Raw genomic sequence first — 16806 nt, 5'->3', positions numbered from 1 at the left:
AGACCTCCATGCGCCCTGCCGTACGGCCACGACCCGCGTTCCGCCCGGGCCCCCAGCCGGCACCCCGGCCGCGCGCCCCGCACACCCGGTCGCTGATCGACGCCGAGGCCCTGCGGGTGCTGCACCGGGCCGCCCGGGCGCTGCTGGACGACCTGCCCGGCCTCACCGACCGGCTGGTCTCCGCCCTGCGGGAGAGGGAACCGGCGTACCGGGCCGCGCTGGACGACGACCACCCGGGCGTCTGGCACGAGGTGCAGCGCTCGCTGCGGCACAGCGTCTCCTCCCTGCTCGACCCGCGCGGCACCCGCGACTCCGCACACCGCTGCTCCTGGCGCATCGGGGTCGGCCGCGCCGAACAGGGGCTGCCGCTGGACGCGCTGCTGCACGCCTTCCGGCTCGGCGGCTCGCTGGTGTGGCAGGAACTCGTCGACGTCACCTCCCGCACCGCCCCGGAGGACGTCCGGCTGCTGGTGCATGTGGCAGGCGACGTCTGGGACTTCGTCGACGAACACTGCTCGCTCGTCGCGGACGCCTACCGGCAGACCGAACGGCGCCTCGCGTGGCGGCGCGAGAACCGGGTGCGGCTGCTGGCCGCCGCGCTGCTGGACGGTACCGGCCGCATCGCCGACCTGCCGGAGACCGCGCAGGCCCTCGGGCTGCCCGAGCAGGGGCGGTACGTCGTTGTCGCGGTCGCGGGCGAGCGGTCCGCCGAAGCCGTACGGGACCTGCTGCCCCCGAGCGCGCGGGCCCACTGGCACACCGGGCCGGAGACGGACCACGGCATCGTCCTGGTCGAGGACGGCGTCGTACCGGTTCCGGACCGGACGCCGCCCGGACTGCGCGCCGGGATCGGCCTGCCCGTCGACGGACTGGCCGGCGTCGGCGAGGCGCGCCGGCTGGCGGACACCGCCCTGCGGCTGTGCGGCGACGCGGGCGGCACGGTACGGCTCGACGAGCACCTGCCCGAGGCACTCGTCGTGTCCTGCCCGGAACTCGCCGGGCTGCTCGTGGAGCGCGCGTTCGGCCCGCTCGCGCGGCTGGAACCGGCCGACGCTGACGTGCTGCTGGACACGCTCGCCGCCTGGCTGGCCTGCGACGGTTCCGCCCAGCGGGCGAGCAGGGGGCTGTACTGCCACCGCAACACCGTTCTGAACCGTCTGCGCCGCTACGAGCAGCTGACCGGCCGTTCCCTGTCCCGCCCCGCCGACCTGGTGGAGATCGCCCTGGCCCTGACGGCCCGTCGGCTCGCCCTCCGCCGGCCGGCCTCCTGACACCCGGCGACCGGCGCCGGCACGCCCCTCGGCGCGCCGGCGCCGCCCCACCCGCGGACCTCGCACACGTGCGCCCCCGCCCCCTGGGCACCCGCACACCTCCCCAGTGTGCTCGTTGGGCCCGCGCACCGACCCCGCCCGCGTGCCTGTCCCCGCTTCCGCCGCCCGTGGTCTCGTGAGCCCTCCAGCCCCCAGCACCAAGGACCAAGGCCGGGCCGCGTGCCGGTCCGGGCCTGAGGAGCCGCGATGCCCGAAGCACCACCGGACGACCCGCCCGCCCTGCGCGTCGAACACGTGGACGTGACGTACGGCCGCGCCGTCTCCGCCCTGCGCGACGTGTCCCTGACCGTGCCGCACGGCAGCGTGGTCGCGTTGCTCGGCGCCAACGGCGCCGGGAAGACCACGCTGCTGCGCGCCCTGTCGGGCACGCTGCGCCTGCACCGGGGCGCGATCAGCGCCGGCCGTGTCCGCTACGGCGCCACCGCCCTGGACGGCCGCGACCCCGTCGCCGCCGTACGGGCCGGTGTCGTGCAGGTGCCCGAGGGGCGGCGGGTCTTCACCGGCCTCACCGTCGACGAGAACCTGCGCAGCGGCGGCCTCGGCCTCAGCCGCCGCGGCGCCGCGCGGGTCGCCGGGGCCCGCGACCGCGTCTTCACGCTGTTCCCCCGGCTGGCCGAACGCCGCCGGCAGGCCGCCGGGCTGCTGTCCGGCGGCGAGCAGCAGATGCTGGCCATCGGCCGCGCCCTCATGGCAGCCCCGCGTCTGCTGCTGCTGGACGAGCCGTCGCTCGGCCTCGCCCCGCTCATGGTCGACCGGATCGGCGAGGTGATCCGCGAGATCCACGCCCAGGGCACCGCCGTGCTGCTGGTGGAGCAGAACGCGGGAATGGCCCTGTCCCTCGCCGACCACGCCCATGTCCTGGAGACCGGCCAGGTGCGGCTGTCCGGCCCCGCCGCCGCTCTCGCCGGCACGGACGCGGTGCGCCGGCTCTACCTGGGCGAGGAGGGGGCCGCATGACCGTGCCCGTTCTCGGCGTGCGGGACGTCACCGTCCGGTACGCCGGGCTCACCGCCCTGGACGCCGTCTCCTTCACCGTCGCACCCCGCACGGTGCACGCCCTCATCGGGCCCAACGGCGCCGGCAAGTCCACCTGTTTCAACGTGCTGTCCGGTCTCGCCCGCCCCGCGAGCGGCACGGTCCGGCTCGGCGGCACGGACCTGACCCGGCTCGCCCCGCACCGCATCGCCGCGCTCGGCGTGGCCCGCACGTTCCAGAACATCGTCACCACCGCGGGCACGGTCGCCGACAACCTGATGCTCGGCCGGCACCTCCACGCACGGGCCGGCTTCCTCGCGAGCGCCCTGCGGCTGCCGTGGGCGGTGCGCGAGGAGCGCGCACACCTCTCCCACGCCCGGCGCATCGCCGAACTCACCGGACTTCAAGCGCACTTCGACAGCCCGGTGGGCCTGCTGCCGTACGGCGACCGCAAGCGTGTGGAACTGGCCCGCGCCCTGTGCCTTGAGCCGCGCGTGCTGCTCCTGGACGAGCCGGTGGCCGGCATGAACGCCGCCGAACGCGCCCGCACCGCCGAGGTCATCGGGCGGATCCGCGCCGAACTCGACCTGTCCGTCCTGCTGGTGGAGCACGACATGGGCCTGGTGATGCGCCTCGCCGACGAGGTGACCGTCCTCGACTTCGGCCGTCGTATCGCCCGCGGTACACCGGACGAGGTCCGCCGCGATCCCGAGGTGCTGCGCGCCTACCTCGGCACACCACGGGAGGGAGCCGCGTGACCGGTCTTCTCGACGACCTGCTGGCCGGGCTCGCTCTCGGCGCGGTCTACGCCCTGGTCGCACTCGGCTTCGTCGTCGTCTTCAAGGCGTCGGGCGTCCTGAACTTCGCCCACGGCTCCCTGCTCCTGCTCGGCGGCTACCTCACCGCCGTCCTGCACGACGACATCGGCTTCGCCGCAGCCCTCGCGGCGGGCGTCCTCGCCACCGCCCTCCTGGCCGGGGCCGTCGACCGGCTGCTGCTGCGCCGCGGAGACCCGGACCCGCACACCGCGCACGTCCAGACCATCGTCACGATCGGCGTCGACATCGTGCTGCTCACCGACCTGTCCCGGCGCATCGGCGGCGACCTGCTGTCGCTGGGCGATCCCTGGGGCGACGCGGTGACCCGGGTCGGGCCGGTGACGGTCGCCGACAGCCGGCTCGCCGCGGTCGCGGTGTCCGCTGCGGCCATCGCCGTCGTCTTCGGCCTGTTCCGGCACACCCGCTGGGGGCTGTCCCTGCGGGCCGCCGGGGAGGACCTGGAGGCGGCCGCGCTCATGGGCGTACGCCTGTCCCGGGTACGCACGCTCGCCTGGTGCCTGGCGGGTGCGCTGGCCGCGCTGGCGGCGGTGTTCCTCGCCGCGTTCCCCGCCCCGGGCCTGGAGCGGACCACCGGGCAGATCGCGCTGAAGGCGTTCCCGGCCGCCATCCTCGGCGGCATGACCTCGCCCGCCGGCGCGCTCGCCGGCAGCCTGCTGATCGGGCTGACGGAGGCGCTGGTCGCCGGCCACCAGTCGGAACTGCGCGTGCTGGGCGAGGGGTTCGGCGATGTCGTCCCCTACGCCGTGATGGTCCTGGTGCTGCTGGTCAGGCCCACCGGACTGTTCGGCGCGAAGGGAGCGGCCCGTGTCTGACCGCCGTCTGCCGGGGCCGGCCCGGACGCTCCTGGCCGCGCTCGTCCTGTGCGTCCCCCCGTTCTACCTGGACGCCTTCTGGCTGCGCGTCGGCCTGTTCTCGGTGGCCGCCGCCATCGGCGCCGTAGGGCTGTCGCTGCTCAGCGGCACGGCCGGCCAGCTCTCCCTCGGGCACGCCTTCTTCCTCGCGGTCGGCGCCTACGGCTACACGTGGCTGGCCGGCGAGCCGGGGCCGGGGTTGCCGACCGCCGTCGCCGCCGTCCTCGCGGTGCTGCTGGCCGGAGCCGCGGGCGGCCTGTTCAGCCCCGTCGCCGGCCGGGTGCGCGGCGTCTACCTGGGCGTGGCCACGCTCGCCCTGGTCTTCCTCGGTCACCATGTGCTGCTCACCGCGGACTCCGTCACCGGCGGATTCAACGGCCGCTCCGTGCCGCCGCTCCGTCTCGGCGGCTTCGGCTTCACGGCGGCCGAGCCCGAACCGACCGTGCTGGGGGTGCCGTTCGGCGCGGAGGAACGCCTGTGGTTCCTGGCCGTGGCCCTGCTGGGACTGACCTGGTTCACCGCTCGGGGCCTGGTGCGCTCCCGCCCCGGCCGGGCCCTCGCCGCGCTGCGGGACAGCGAGATCGCGGCCTCCGTGATGGGCGTGGACGTGGCCCGGCACCGTGCGGCCGCCTTCGTCGTGTCGTCGATGTACGCGGGGACGGCCGGTGTGCTGCTGGCCCTGGTGTTCCGGCGCGTCGTCCCCGACTACTTCTCCCTCGCCCTCTCGGTCGACTATCTCGCCATGATCGTGCTCGGCGGTCTCGGTTCGGTCGCCGGGGCCACGGCGGGCGCGGTCTTCGTCACCGCGCTGCCGCTCCTGCTGACCCGGTACGCCGACCAGTTGCCCCTGGTGGCCGCCCCGGGCTCCGCCGACGGCACGGTCGGCCCGACGGAAGCGGCCCGCTACCTCTACGGGGCCGCCATCGTCGTCGTCCTGCTCCACGCCCCCGACGGCCTGCACGGCCTCACGCGCCGCCTGCGCGCCCGCGTCCGGCGCGTGCGGCGTACCGGCCCGCCCGTCCGCCCGTCCCCGCGTCCGTCCGGGCAGCCGCCCGCCCCCGCGTCCGCACACCCCGTCGCACCCGTTCGACCCGAGGAGCAGACCCCGTGAACACCCCGCACCCCGGACACCGTGTCGGCACGGCCGTCCTCGCCGGAGCCCTGGCCCTGCTGGCCGCCGTCACCGGATGCAGCGCCAAGGCGGGCGGCAAGAGCGCCACCGAGGGCCCCGACGGCGTCCGCACCGGCCCCGGAGTCACCGCCGGGACCATCCGGCTGGGCGCCCTCACCGATCTGACCGGCCCCTACGCCACCCTCGGCAAGAGCATCGTCCAGGCCCAGCAGATGTGGGCCGACGAGACCAACGCGGCCGGCGGCATCTGCGGCCGCAAGGTGAAGATCGTCGTCAAGGACCACGGGTACGACGTCCAGAAGGCGGTCACCGCCTACGCCGACGTCTCCCCCGACGTCGTCGCCCTGCCGCAGGTCATCGGCTCACCCGTGGTCGCCGCCCTGCTCGACGACGTCCAGCGCGACCACCTGCTCACCTTTCCGCAGGCCTGGGCCGCCTCCCTGCTCGGGAAGGACTCCGTCCAGGTCCTCGGCACCACCTACGACCTCGACATGATCGCCGCCGTCGACTTCCTCACCCGCACGAGGAAACTGCGCGAGGGCGACACCGTCGGCCACGTCTACTTCGAGGGCGACTACGGCGCCAACGCCCTGGAGGGATCGACCTGGGCGGCGCGGAAGGCGGGCGTCAAGGTCGTCGGTCAGAAGATCAAGGCGACCGACACCGATCTGACCGCGCAGGTGTCGGCGCTGCGCAAAAAGGGGGTGAAGGCGATCCTGGTCAGCGCCGGGCCCGCGCAGACCGCGTCCCTCGTCGGTGTCGCCGCCTCCCGCGGCCTGCGCGTCCCGGTCGTCAGCAGCGCCCCGGGCTTCGCCCCGCAGCTGATGAAGACCCCGGCCGCGCCGGCCCTGACCGCGATGCTCCACGTGATCAGCTCCGCCCCCGCGGTCAGCTCCGGCCTGCCCGGCGTACGGCGGATGGTGACGGCCTACCAGGACACGTACCCCGGCTCCCCCGTCGACTCGGGCGTGCTGTCCGGCTACAACGCCGCCAAGTTGCTCGGCGCCGACCTGAAGAAGGCCTGCGCCGCGGGGAGCCTCGCGCGCGAGGACGTCGTGAAGGCACACCGTTCGCGGCGTGCCGCGGACACCGGTCTCGGCGTCCCGCTGGACTTCTCCGACGTGAACCGTCCCGCGAGCGTCGCCGTGTACACGCTCAAGCCGGACGCGGACGCGCCGGGCGGCCTGGTGGGCGCGGAGGACGCGCACCGGATACCGGGGGCGGAGGAGTACCTGGCCGGGCGCTGATCCACCCGAGGTGTGTCCGGCCGGCCACGCGAGCACCGCTTCGTGGCGGCCCCGCGGTCCGGACGACGCGGCACGTCCACCGCCGCCCCGGCGCGCCGACGTCACCGCGCGGGCCCTTCGCGCGGCCCGGCCGGGTCCGCCCGGGCGCCCTGGACGCACCTCTCACGGCACGCCGGGACGGGCTGTGCCGCCGGCCCGTCGCCGTGACACCGTCATTCCTCCTCGTCCGCGTCCGCGGGCTGCGTGAACGCCGAAGGCTCCGGCAGCCATCCCCGGCGAGCGGCCTGGACCGCGGCCTGGAAGCGGGTGGCGGCACCCAGTTCGGTCATCAGATGGCGGATGCGGCGCTGGGTGGTGCGCTGGCTCCAGCCCTGGGCGCGGGCGATCGCCGCGTCCGAGCAGCCCGCGGCGAGCAGCTTGACGAGGGCGAGGTGGTCGGGGTGGCCGGAGGCTGCGGGCGGGGCCGTGGGCGGTGCGGGGGCCTCGAGAGGGGAGCCGCGGTCCCACTCCGCTTCGAACAGCGCCTCCAACGCGGTCAGCATCGGTGAGCGGTGGACCAGGTGCGCGGCGAGGTGCCCGCCCGGAGCGAGGCTGAAGGGGATGACCGCCTGCGCGTCGTCGACGATCACGAGTTTGATCGGCAGGTGCGCCCGCACCCGGGCCTGTTCGCCGGTGCGTATGCTCGGCAGGATGTCGTCGCGCAGGCGGCCCGGCCAGGCGACCGCGCTCCGGTCGTAGAGCACGCGGTGGGTGACGCCCGAGCGCTGTCTTCGGCGCTGGTCGTCCAGATTGCTGCCGGGGCGGTCCACATAGGGCGGCCGGTCGAAGGTGCGGATCTGACGGCGGGCGCCCGCGGTGAGCCTGTGGACGGCGGCGCTGATGTCGTCACGGCCGCGGAGCACTTCCACCGCGATGTCCGGGTCGGCGATCCGCTGGGCCTCGCGGTGTCTGTCGGTCAGCTGGCGCACCAGCGCGCGAGCCGCGTCGAGCCGCCGTTCCCGCTCCTTGATGAGTTCCGTGACCGCGACATCGGGGGCGGTGGCGGCGAAACGCGGGGGGCGGCCCGCCGATCTGGTCGCCAGACCCGCTTTCACCAGGACCGACAGCAGCCGCCCCGCGGCGCTCGTACTCGTCCCGCAGGCGCTCGCCACCTCGGAGGCGGTGCTGTGGGGCAGACCGATCAGCACCGTGTAGACACGTTGTGCTTCATCGTCGAGTCCGACGACGTCGAGTTCCATGGAGCCATCCTCGCCGCGCGAAAAGAGAAACGTCGTGCCGCCGTGACGCGGGGCAGGCGTCCTCGTCGCACGTGTGCGCACCGGCGCCGGTCCCACGACCCGACCGCCGTGGTGAACGACAACCCGGCGCCGTCTTGTTCCATGGCCGTACGCGGCACGGCATCCGGCCCGCCGGCCGTGTACACCCTCTCGGTTACCGGCGACGGCATCTTCTGTTTCCACTCCGGCACTTGCTGGCCGATAGCTGCCACCTGGCGAAAACCGGCCACCTCGACACCCTAGCGCCGCTTCCGCATGCGTTGGCATCTTCACTCCGGTGAGGCGGTGTTGACCGTCAGATGGCGCGCGGCGCACGTTCCCCCGAACGTGCGGTCGCGCGTACGGCCCGCTGGCGCGCCACACATCTGAGGTCCCGCCGGCGAGGCCGTGGCCTCCGGCCTCCCCGCAACAGCGGCCGTCCGCACCGACGAACGGCCGAACGGAAGGACTCTTGGGTTGAATCACTCCCGTAACAAGGCCGCGTCGCCGCAGGGTGCGCACGCGCCCCGACGGCGCCTCGCCGCGACCGTGGTGATCACGGCGGCGGCACTCGCGTTCACCGCGCTGCCCGGCTCGGCCGGCGCCGCCCCCCTCTCCCACGCCCCCGAAGGCACCCGCGCGACGGGAGCGCCCCGGCAGATCAAGGCGGCGGCCCGGCCGGGGTCCGGGAGCGTCCACCTGTCGCCCGGACAGCGCCGGCGGCTGCTCGACCGGGCGGCCGACGCGGCGCCGGACACCGCCCGTTCACTGGGGCTCGGCCCGCAGGAGAAACTGGTCCCGAAGGACGTGGTCCAGGACGCCGACGGCACGGTCCACACCCGCTACGAGCGCACCTATGCCGGGCTGACCGTGATCGGCGGCGACCTCGTCGTCCACCAGCGACAGGGAACGCATACCGTCACCTACGCCTCCAGGCAGAAGCTGACCCTGCCGACGACCGCGGCGAAGGTGCCGGCCGCCACCGCGAAGAAGGCGGCCCTGAGCAAGGCCACGGCGAAGGGCACCCGCAAGGCGGCCACGCACACGGCCCCCCGCAAGGTCGTCTGGATGCTGGGTGACCAGCCGAGACTGGCCTGGGAGACGGTCGTCACCGGCGTCCAGCAGGACGGTTCCCCCAGCGAACGCCACGTCGTGACGGACGCCGCGAGCCAGGACGTCCTGGAGAACGCCGAACACGTCGAGTCCGCCCAGGGCAACAGCCTCTACAGCGGGCAGGTCACGATCGGCTCCACCCGCCAGGACGACGGCACGTACACCCTGACCGACCCGCTGCGCGGTGGTCACCGGACGCTCGACTCGAGCGTCACCTCCAGCGGTGTCCCGTTCACCAGCGATGTCGACGTGTGGGGCGACGGGACGGCGGCGAACCCCCAGACCGCGGCGGTGGACGCCGCGTACGGCGCCAAGACGACGTGGGACTTCTACCTCGACCGGTTCGGCCGCAACGGCATAGCCGACGACGGCCGCGGCAGCACCTCCCGGGTCCACTACGAACAGCAGCCGGGGGTCCCCCTCGCCAACGCCAACTGGCAGGACGGCTGCTTCTGCATGAGCTACGGCGACGGCGCGGACGGACACCACCCGGTGACCTCCCTGGACATAGCCGCGCACGAGATGACGCACGGAGTCACCTCCGCCACGGCCGGACTGGGCGACTACGGCGAATCACCGGCCCTCAACGAGGCGATCAGCGACATGATGGCCGCCGCCGTGGAGTTCTACGCCGACAACCCGAACGACGTGCCCGACTACACCATGGCCGAGCTGGACGATCTGCACGGCGACGGCAAGCCCATCCGGTACATGGACCTGCCCTCCAAGGCCGGCATCAGCGCCGTCGGTTACGCGCCCCTGGACTACTGGACGCCTCAGGCGAAGTCGGACGAACCGCACATGGCGGCCGGGGTGGGGGACCACTTCTTCTACCTGCTCGCCGAGGGCAGCGGGCGGAAGACCATCAACGGCGTCAGCTACGACAGCCCCACCTATGACGGGCTGCCGGTGGCGGGCATCGGGCTGACCGGCGCCGCCGACGTGATGTACCGCGCGCTCACCGTCTACATGACCAGCACCACCGACTACGCCGGCGCCCGCACCGCGACGCTCCAGGCCGCCGCCGACCTCTACGGTTCGGGCAGCGACGCCTACGAGGCCGTCGCCAACGCCTGGGCGGCCGTCAACGTGGGGACCGGTTTCGTCCACCACATCGCCGTCGAGCCGCCGCCGACCGAGCCCGTGGCGGTCGGCCAGCCCGTCAGCCGCCGGATCACCGCCTCCAGCAGCCGTCCCGGCAAGCTGACCTACTCCGCCAAGTCGCTGCCCCGCGGGCTGTCGATCGACCACGCCACCGGCCTCATCACCGGCACGCCCGACAAGGCCGGCGACTACGGCTCGGCCATCGTCGTCACGGACGCGGCCGGGGACACCCGGACCCTCTCGTTCACCTGGACCGCCCTCGAATCCGGCGGGCACTTCTTCGTCAACCCCACCAGGTACGTGATCCCCAAGTGGGGCACCGTGGAGTCCCCGCTGGTCGTCCGGGGGAAGCCGGGCAACGCACCGAGCGACCTCAAGGTCACGGTCGACCTCGACCACGGGTTCAGCAACGCCATGGTGATCGACCTGATCGCCCCCGACGGCAGCGTCATCCACGTCAAGCCCTGGGGACCCTGGGTGCTCACACCCGAGCTGCACGAGACCTACACGGTCGACGCCTCGGCGGCCACCAGGGTCGGCACCTGGAAGCTGCGCGTGACCGACGGCACCCCGGGCTTCTACGACCTGGCCCCGGGTCATCTCCAGCGCTGGAGCCTGGACTTCTCCGGCGCCGGCCCCGCGGCCGCGACCGGCGCGTCCGCCCGGTAGAGCGAAGTCCTCAGCGACGAGAAGGCCGCGACCTGCGCGGCCTTCCTGAGACGGGCCAATACACCTAGGCGGTGTCTTCACAGTGCAAACCCGGCGACTGGTGTGACTTCGGCGAGTACCGCCGCGTGCCGTGCGAACGCGTCGCTGTGAACGATCAGTCAGTCCGGGCGTCGGCGATCCTGGTCGGCGGACTCGATCGGGCCGCTTCACACGGTGTTCCGTGTCGCCTCTCGTGCTTCGGTGAGGGCTCGCTGCCTGAGGTCGCCGCCGAACAACACAGTCGTGGTGGCGGCCAGGACGTCGTCCCTGCCGATGGTCCGCCCGTCCCCCCTGCGGGCGGACCGGGCCGGGAGGGAATCCTTGCGCAACGGGGGCGGGGCCGGTTCGCCCGGCATCACCAGGGTGACCGTCCCGGAGCGCCTGACGCCGCCCTCGCGCACGACCATGGCCGCGTCCCGGGCGAGGTCCGTCAGGAACGCGCTCGCGATGCCGTCCAGGTCGCGGACCAGCGCCGGGACGGCCGTCGCCCCGCGGCTGCGCAGCAGCTTCCTGACCCCGGCCTCGAACCTGTGGGCGCCGGCCACGGCACTCGGTCTGCGCGGCCCGCCGCGCCTGCGAGAAGGCACGACGGCACCGCCGGCGTCGTACACGACACCGGTCAGACCGCGGAACGTCGGGCTGTGGTCGTACCACGTGCTCCCCACCTCCAGCTCGACGTTCCGGTCGATCGCCGAGAGGAGGTCGCCGGGAACCAGCTTCTTCCGGGCCTGCTCCGCCGCCGCTGTCCTCGCGCCGTCGATGATCTCCGTCAGCACCGTCCGCGTCACCGACGCGGCGGCCCACGCGGCCGACCGGGACACGTGCATCGAGGTCACGTCCCTGAACACCGCTTTGACGAGAGAAGGCCTGAACGGCGAGACGTCCGTGACCGATACGGACTCGGGACCGCTGCGCCCAGGCCGTGCGGGCAGTGTGCTCATCGGGACGAACGCTCCCTGCTCTCGGAGTTGTCTCAGGCCCACACTTCACCACGCGGACCGCCCTCCGCGCATGCGGAGGAAACGGGTTGCGGCGCCACCCACGAGTGCGGCGAGGATACGGCCATGAACAGTGCGGCAGACGACGTGAACCAGGCGATCGCAGGCGAGTTGCAGCTCATGGACCCGCGTGTGCGCTCCTCCCGGGAACGCGCCGGGCAGCTCCTCGATCCGGAGTTCGTGGAGGTCGGCGGGTCGGGGCGGCGGTGGACGTACGAGACCATGCTCGCCGAACTGCCCGGCCACCCGGGCAGTTCGGCGGACGGCGCCCGGTATGAGCCCTCCGGGATCTCGGGGGTGCTGCTCGCGCCCGGCCTGGTGCACCTGACCTTCGAGACCGTGCTCGGCGACCGCAGGACCAGGCACAGCTCGATCTGGCGCAAGAGGGACCCGGCCGCGGGCTGGCGGATGTACTACCACCAGGCCACGCGTGTGCCGCCCGGCGTGGAATAGGGTCACCGGCACCTCGCCGACGGGAACGTGCGGCACAACCACGGACCACCGCGCGGTGCCCTCGCGTGAGATCATCTGTCCATGAGCAGCGACCTGGACGTGAGCGCTCTGGCGATCAACGTGACGATCCCGCGGGCACTGCGCTGGACGGACACTCGACGCGGTGAGGAGTTCGAGCTGACCACGCTCAACGTCCGGCTCCTCCCGGACGGTCACCTCGCCGTGAAGGCCTACGGCAGGCCGGTCGGCGGTGGCCGGGGCGCATACGTCTCGTTCCCCGTCCCCGACGAGCCCGAACTGGCGGTCCTGGTGGCCGAAGCCGCCGGCCGTGCCGGGGAGTTGTGGGCCGCACATCGCGGTCTCGGCTGAGCCCGGCCGCGCGCTCGACCCGTGGAGCCGGCCCGTCCGCCGGGTGAGCTGTGGTAAGCAGGGCTGGTGATCAGCCGACTCCCTCTCGACCGGCAACTCGAGTCCCTGCGCGTGGTGCTGTCCCGCAACGACGTGTTGACGGAGGTCCTGTCGCGAGCGGCGACGCTGGAGCTGCCCGGGTGGTACGTGACGGCCGGCTGCCTCTTCCAGACCGTCTGGAACGTCGTCACGGGCCGGCCGCCGACCCACGGCATCAAGGACTACGACCTCTTCTACTTCGACGGCGGCGACCTTTCCTGGGAGGCCGAGGACACGGTGATCAAGGCCGGGCGCACGGTCTTCGCCGGTCTGCCCGCGGAGGTGGAGATCCGCAACGAGGCACGCGTCCACCTCTGGTACCAGGACAAGTTCGGTGTCCCGTGTCCGCCGTACGACTCCAGTGAGGCGGCGATCGACAGCTTCGCCGCGACGACCTGCTGCCTGGGGGTACGTGTGGAGGCGGACGGCCAGTGGCGCGTGTACGCGCCGCACGGCTTGTCCGACGTGTTCAGCCTCGTCGTCCGGCCGAACCCGGTGCTCGCCCCACGGGCGGTCTATGAGGCCAAGGCGGCGCGCTGGCGGAAGCAGTGGCCCGAGCTGACCGTTCTGCCCTGGCCCTCCACCAGCCCCGTGCCGCCCTCGCCCACCGACTGACACCGGCCCGGAAAGCCGGGCGCGCGCCCGGACGGCCCTCGCTCGACCACCTGTACAAGATCCCCCGTTTTGTCCCTGTCCGGCGTACAACCGTCCAGGGTGGCGGGCCGTCTCACACGGCATCAGAGTTCCGCGACCCAGGCTCGGCCAAGGGGGACAGGATGCGACGTATCAGGGCGGCAGTGGCGGTGACGGTGCTCACGGGGGCCACGCTGTGGACGGCGGCGGGCACCGCGGGCGCGGCCCCGGTGGAGGGGCCGCGCGCGGTGGCGGCCTGCCCGACGGACTGGGGCAGCGGCGCCAAGGGTGGTGCCGCCGCGGGCGCCGGGCACCTGGAGGACATCAGGACCGGACGGCACGAGTGCTACGACCGCGTCGTGTTCGACGTGCCCGACGGCGGCGACCGCATCGGCTACCACGTCCAGTACGTCGACCGGTTGTACGCGGACCCCTCGGGCCGGTACATACCGGTTGCCGGCGGGGCGGTCCTCGACATCCGCGTCGACGCGTGGAGTCACGACCTGGAGGCCGGCCAGCCCACCTACCCGGGGAAGGTGGGCGAGGCGCTGCCCGGTGTGAACGTCAGCGGGTACCGCACCTTCCGGGACACCCGGTTCGGCGGCACCTTCGAGGGCCGGACGCAGATCGGTCTGGGCGTACGCGCCCGACTGCCGTTCCGTGTGCTCCGACTGGACGGCCGGATGGTGGTCGACGTGGCCCACAGCTGGACGAGTCAGAGGTCACGCGGACAGGCGTGCGGTCACGGTCCGCGGTGCGGTCGTTCGTCCCAGCGGTGAGTGGCCCGTCCCTGCCGGACCAGGCCACGCACGGTGATGTGTTCGGGCGACGGGGCGAGGCCGTCCAAGGGTGTGCCGGACGCCTGGGTTCCGCCGGCTGTCCTTCGTACGGCTGCCGAACCGGCCGGCCCGGCGCGCGCGTCCGGACATCGCCGCGTCATCCTGACGAGCTACCAGAAACGATCCCTCACTGCCCGTTCGAGGGAATCCGCGCTTGCTCATGAGCGGCACGGGCATCGCTTGCACTGACCAGGCTTTCCTCGACAGCAAGGAGCCCCTCGTGCCTCTTCGCTCCATCACAGCGGCCGCTGGTGCCGCTGCCGGCGCTTTCCTGCTGCTCATCGCTGTTCCCGGTCCGGCCTCGGCGGCGACCGGCCAGTTCCGCTACTCGTACACCACCGCCGAGGGATACGAAGCCGTCGGCTTCCTGAACAATCCCGTCAGCGGTGAGTGCATCACCCTCCCTGCGCCGGGCTCCGCGCCCGGTGCTCCTTCCCGGGCGCCCAGGAACCGCACCGACGCCACCGCCACCGTCTTCCTCGACGCCGACTGCGAAGGAGACGTCTACTACAGCCTGCCCCCAGGGGCCGGCGCCTCCGACCGCCTGCTCGTACGCTCCGTCGTCTTCTCCTGACGTCGGCACCGCGGCGGGCCCCTTCCGGGGACGCCGCGGTCGGCTCAGGAGCACCGGCCGAGGGGCCGGAACATGTCCTTCCGCCATGTGAACGTCATGTTCCTGCCAGGCCGCTGCCCCGTCGCGGTAGTCACGGCCGGGTCAACTACCCCTGCATGCACCGTGACAGGGGAGAGACCGGATGACATCCGCAGCACGCTCGTCCCAGCACGCCCCCGAACTGCGCGCCGCAGCGAGACACATCGGCCGACGCCGCTTCCTCACCGCCACCGGCGCCGCCGCCGCGCTCGCCTTCGCCGTGAACCTGCCGGCCGCCGGCACGGCCGCCGCCGCCGAGTTGGACGCCCGGAGAATCACCGACGACCCCTTCACGCTGGGCGTGGCCTCCGGCGACCCGCTGCCCGGCTCGGTCCTGCTGTGGACCAGGCTGGCCCCGCAGCCGTACCAGCCCGACGGCGGACTGCCCGCGCAGCGCGTCACCGTGCACTGGGAGCTGGCCCACGACGCGGACTTCCGCCGCATCGTCAGGCGCGGCACCGCCCCGGCCCACCCCGAGTTCAGCCACACCGTCCACGTCGAGGTCCCCCACCTGCCGGCGGACCGCGTCTTCTTCTACCGCTTCCGGGCCGGCTCCTGGCTGAGCCCCACCGGCCGCACCCGCACCGCCCCGCCGCCCGGCGCCCGTCCCCACGCGCTCACCCTGGGCGCCGTCTCCTGCCAGGCCTACGCCGACGGCTACTACACCGCCTACCGCCACCTCGCCGAGGACGACGTGGACGTCGTCTTCCACCTGGGCGACTACCTGTACGAGTACGCCGTCAACGCCACCGGCAACGACCGCGACTACACCGACCGCGTCCTCCCGGCCCACTTCAATCACGAGACGGTGACGCTGGAGGACTACCGGCTGCGCTACGCCCTGTTCAAGTCCGACCCGGACCTGATGGCCGCGCACGCCGCGCACCCCTTCGTCGTCACCTGGGACGACCACGAGACGGAGAACAACTACGCCGACGACACCCCGGAGGACGGCGGTTCCTCCGAGGAGTTCCTGCTGCGCCGCGCCTCCGCCTACCGCGCCTACTGGGAGAACCAGCCGCTGCGCCGCCCCCAGCTGCCCACCGGATCCGGCATGCGGCTCTACCGCCGCCTGCACTGGGGCCGGCTCGCCCAGTTCGACGTCCTGGACACCCGCCAGTACCGCTCGGACCAGGCCTACGGCGACGGCTGGCAGTACCCCGGTCCCGAGTCCGAGGACCCGGCGCGCACGCTGACCGGCGCCACGCAGGAGCGGTGGCTGATCGACGGCTGGCGCGCCTCGCGGGCACTGTGGAACGTCGTACCGCAGCAGGTCACCTTCTCCCAGCGGTACAACACCACCGCCACGCCGTCCAAGGTCTCCATGGACTCGTGGGACGGCTACCCTGCCTCCCGCGAGCGGATCCTGGCGGGGGCCGAGGCCGTCGGCGTGGAGAACCTCATGGTCCTCACCGGCGACGTGCACGTGCACTACGCGTTCGACATCAAGCGCGACTTCCGCGACCCCGGTTCCCGCACCGTCGGCACGGAGATCGTCACCACGTCGATCACCAGCGGGCGGGACGGGGCGGACCGGCCCGGCAACTGGGCCACCTACCTCGCGGCCAACCCGCACATGAAGTTCTACAACGGACGGCGCGGCTACGTGACCGTCACGCTCGGCCGGGAAGCCGCCCGCGCCGACTTCAAGACCGTCCCCTACGTCACCAGGCCCGGCGCGCCCGTCACGACCGCGGCCTCCTTCGTCACGGCAGCCGGCGCCCCGGGACTCAAGCCGGCCTGAGCTCGGCGCGGCGGCGGGGCCCGTGCGTCGACTGTCCCTGCCTCTAGCGCTCGGTGTGCTGGTGGAATCGGTACCATCAGCACACCGTTCCCACAGGTGTCGCATGCGCAGGAGGGGTCACATGGCCACCACGCTGAGCGCGCTCACCCGCGAGCAGGTCGAGGCAGCCGCCTCCCGGCGCATCCCCCTCCACCACACCACCGGGCTGCCGGGCAGCTGGTACGTCCTCGTCGGCGTCACACTCCACTACGTCCGCGACCTCGTCCAGGACGCCACCGGTGAGAAGCCGGACATCGCGGAAGCCCGCAAGGCGCTGCACGCCCTCGGGTTCCCCCTGTTCTGCTGGGCCTCCGACGGCATGGTCGACAAAGGCCACCCCTGGCACACCGGTCGGACCGACTGACATCGCGCAGACCTCTTGACCCCGCCTCGGCACGGGGCTTAGCGTTCCGGCGTTTACAGCGGTTTGAAACGATTCAATTGA

Annotated in this window: 16 protein-coding genes; 14 read left to right on the top strand and 2 right to left on the bottom strand. The window is 73.1% G+C overall.

The window, feature by feature from the left end; genetic code table 11:
• Positions 1 to 8: 8 nt before the first annotated feature.
• The 6 genes from ACZ5DC_RS33465 to ACZ5DC_RS33440 all read left to right on the top strand — a co-directional run bounded on the left by ACZ5DC_RS33465 (position 9) and on the right by ACZ5DC_RS33440 (position 6375).
• Positions 9 to 1271: a PucR family transcriptional regulator gene (locus ACZ5DC_RS33465; protein WP_468659026.1), complete on the top strand. Its 1263-nt coding sequence runs from the start codon at positions 9 to 11 to the stop codon at positions 1269 to 1271.
• Positions 1272 to 1517: 246 nt separating this feature from the next.
• Positions 1518 to 2288 carry an ABC transporter ATP-binding protein gene (locus ACZ5DC_RS33460; RefSeq protein ID WP_468659024.1) on the top strand — a complete coding sequence of 257 codons (771 nt, stop codon included), beginning with the start codon at positions 1518 to 1520 and terminating at the stop codon, positions 2286 to 2288.
• Positions 2285 to 3064, top strand: coding sequence for an ABC transporter ATP-binding protein (locus ACZ5DC_RS33455; RefSeq protein ID WP_468659022.1), 780 nt, complete (start codon positions 2285 to 2287; stop codon positions 3062 to 3064). The genes ACZ5DC_RS33460 and ACZ5DC_RS33455 overlap by 4 nt, the downstream gene beginning before the upstream one ends.
• Positions 3061 to 3957 (top strand): branched-chain amino acid ABC transporter permease, encoded by an 897-nt coding sequence (locus tag ACZ5DC_RS33450; protein WP_468659020.1) that lies wholly within the window; start codon positions 3061 to 3063, stop codon positions 3955 to 3957. Before ACZ5DC_RS33455 ends, ACZ5DC_RS33450 begins: the two co-directional genes overlap by 4 nt.
• Positions 3950 to 5107 (top strand): branched-chain amino acid ABC transporter permease, encoded by a 1158-nt coding sequence (locus ACZ5DC_RS33445; RefSeq protein WP_468659018.1) that lies wholly within the window; start codon positions 3950 to 3952, stop codon positions 5105 to 5107. The genes ACZ5DC_RS33450 and ACZ5DC_RS33445 overlap by 8 nt, the downstream gene beginning before the upstream one ends.
• Positions 5104 to 6375 (top strand): ABC transporter substrate-binding protein, encoded by a 1272-nt coding sequence (locus ACZ5DC_RS33440; RefSeq protein WP_468659016.1) that lies wholly within the window; start codon positions 5104 to 5106, stop codon positions 6373 to 6375. The genes ACZ5DC_RS33445 and ACZ5DC_RS33440 overlap by 4 nt, the downstream gene beginning before the upstream one ends.
• A gap of 212 nt (positions 6376 to 6587) precedes the next feature.
• Here ACZ5DC_RS33440 and ACZ5DC_RS33435 read toward each other — a convergent pair whose 3' ends face one another.
• Positions 6588 to 7613: a helix-turn-helix domain-containing protein gene (locus tag ACZ5DC_RS33435; protein ID WP_468659014.1), complete on the bottom strand. Its 1026-nt coding sequence runs from the start codon at positions 7611 to 7613 to the stop codon at positions 6588 to 6590.
• Positions 7614 to 8180: 567 nt separating this feature from the next.
• On the opposite strand from ACZ5DC_RS33435, the gene ACZ5DC_RS33430 reads away from it, so the two are divergent.
• Positions 8181 to 10517 carry a M4 family metallopeptidase gene (locus tag ACZ5DC_RS33430; RefSeq protein ID WP_468659116.1) on the top strand — a complete coding sequence of 779 codons (2337 nt, stop codon included), beginning with the start codon at positions 8181 to 8183 and terminating at the stop codon, positions 10515 to 10517.
• Between the two features lie 206 nt (positions 10518 to 10723).
• On the opposite strand, the gene ACZ5DC_RS33425 is transcribed toward ACZ5DC_RS33430, so the two are convergent.
• Positions 10724 to 11497, bottom strand: a complete 774-nt coding sequence (locus ACZ5DC_RS33425) for a hypothetical protein (protein ID WP_468659012.1) — start codon at positions 11495 to 11497, stop codon at positions 10724 to 10726.
• Between the two features lie 123 nt (positions 11498 to 11620).
• Here ACZ5DC_RS33425 and ACZ5DC_RS33420 point away from each other — a divergent pair, with 123 nt between their 5' ends.
• The 7 genes from ACZ5DC_RS33420 to ACZ5DC_RS33390 all read left to right on the top strand — a co-directional run bounded on the left by ACZ5DC_RS33420 (position 11621) and on the right by ACZ5DC_RS33390 (position 16725).
• Positions 11621 to 12007, top strand: a complete 387-nt coding sequence (locus ACZ5DC_RS33420; protein WP_468659010.1) for a nuclear transport factor 2 family protein — start codon at positions 11621 to 11623, stop codon at positions 12005 to 12007.
• An 81-nt stretch (positions 12008 to 12088) separates the two neighbouring features.
• Positions 12089 to 12376, top strand: a complete 288-nt coding sequence (locus ACZ5DC_RS33415) for a hypothetical protein (RefSeq protein ID WP_468659008.1) — start codon at positions 12089 to 12091, stop codon at positions 12374 to 12376.
• Between the two features lie 66 nt (positions 12377 to 12442).
• Positions 12443 to 13069 (top strand): nucleotidyltransferase family protein, encoded by a 627-nt coding sequence (locus tag ACZ5DC_RS33410; RefSeq protein ID WP_468659006.1) that lies wholly within the window; start codon positions 12443 to 12445, stop codon positions 13067 to 13069.
• Positions 13070 to 13230: 161 nt separating this feature from the next.
• The gene (locus tag ACZ5DC_RS33405) at positions 13231 to 13866 is read left to right on the top strand and encodes an AMIN-like domain-containing (lipo)protein (RefSeq protein WP_468659004.1); all 636 of its coding nucleotides are present in this window, start codon (positions 13231 to 13233) and stop codon (positions 13864 to 13866) included.
• A gap of 280 nt (positions 13867 to 14146) precedes the next feature.
• Positions 14147 to 14500 carry a hypothetical protein gene (locus ACZ5DC_RS33400; RefSeq protein ID WP_468659002.1) on the top strand — a complete coding sequence of 118 codons (354 nt, stop codon included), beginning with the start codon at positions 14147 to 14149 and terminating at the stop codon, positions 14498 to 14500.
• 181 nt (positions 14501 to 14681) lie between these two features.
• The gene (locus tag ACZ5DC_RS33395) at positions 14682 to 16322 is read left to right on the top strand and encodes an alkaline phosphatase D family protein (protein ID WP_468659000.1); all 1641 of its coding nucleotides are present in this window, start codon (positions 14682 to 14684) and stop codon (positions 16320 to 16322) included.
• Positions 16323 to 16443: 121 nt separating this feature from the next.
• Complete coding sequence (locus ACZ5DC_RS33390) at positions 16444 to 16725, top strand: hypothetical protein (RefSeq protein WP_468658998.1); 282 nt, start codon at positions 16444 to 16446, stop codon at positions 16723 to 16725.
• Positions 16726 to 16806 lie beyond the last annotated feature (81 nt).

The organism is Streptomyces sp. NPDC031445, from assembly GCF_055581365.1.
The sequence above is the reverse complement of the archived record's forward strand: the minus strand, read 5'-3'. Positions and strand labels throughout refer to the sequence as shown.